This window comes from Flavobacterium beibuense (genome assembly GCF_004151245.1).
Classification (GTDB): domain Bacteria; phylum Bacteroidota; class Bacteroidia; order Flavobacteriales; family Flavobacteriaceae; genus Flavobacterium; species Flavobacterium beibuense_A.
This window is the reverse complement of sequence record NZ_JUIW01000020.1, coordinates 1-1,004: the sequence shown is the minus strand read 5'-3', so window position 1 is coordinate 1,004 and position 1,004 is coordinate 1. Positions and strand designations below refer to the sequence as shown.

Here is a 1,004-nt window from a genome sequence, read left to right as displayed (position 1 = left end):
GGGTCCGCATTGCCTAGGTGCTCCAGAATATAGCTGTCCTGAACCGTAAGGTCTACGGCAGCAAGGGCATCCTGGTCGTTGTTGTCCGTATCACAAAGGGTGATGTCCTGAAGGTCCGCATCGATCTGAGGGGTGTCAACAACTATAAGGTTAAGCGCATAGGCAGTAGCCGTATAACAGCCCGTTACCGTATTCTCCACCCTTACATAGAGGGTCTGGTTATAGGCGTTGGTATTGGTATAGTTATTCGTATTAGGGATCGCGTTGATACCTTCTTCGGCATCGATGGCCGTCTCGTGGAAGGTTACCGACAGGTTCTCACCGTTGTTGATCATATCCCCAACAAGGGCATCAAGGTCAAACTGGGCATGACCGTCACTGTCAGGGTCACACACGGTAAGGTCTTCCTGGGAAGGGGGAACCACTATCGGCAGCGGCTCTACCCTGATATCAAGTAACACGATCCTGTAGCAGCCAGTGGCCTCAAAGGTTACCCTTACATAGATTGCCTCGGCATTGCTCTGGTTGGTGTAGGACTCAGGGTTCTGTATTTCGTTCACGTTCGCATCGGCATCCGCCAGGGTATGGTGGAAGGTAACGTTGAGTCCTGTCTGTAATCCGATGATCTCAGGGATCTTCGTGGTAAGGTCAAACTCCTCAACCTCGTCAGGCTGCTCCCCTGTAGTGTTCACATCACATAATGTGTATGGCGTTGGCTGGGCAGCAACAGGAAGCGGGTTTACGATAAGCTGAAGCTCAACAATATCATAACAGCCCGTAGCGTTGTTGGTTACCCTTACATAAACGATATCGTTCAATCCGTTGGAAGCCGTATAGCTGCCAGGGGTCGCAATGGCAGGGGTATTGGCCTGTGCTGCCTCAGGGGTGGCGAAATAGCCTACCGTGTACAGTGAAGGGTCAAGCCCGCCAAGTATCTCTGCCTCCCTTGATGGTAAAACGAAGATACCCTCGCCGTCATTGTCATCCGGACCGTTGTCGCATAG

Annotated in this window: 1 protein-coding gene; it reads right to left on the bottom strand. The window is 51.9% G+C overall.

Translation table 11 applies throughout. The annotated features are described in order from the left end of the window. The coding region (locus NU09_RS17135; RefSeq protein ID WP_165357715.1) for a hypothetical protein at positions 1–425 on the bottom strand (425 nt) is incomplete at its 3' end. Positions 426–1,004 lie beyond the last annotated feature (579 nt).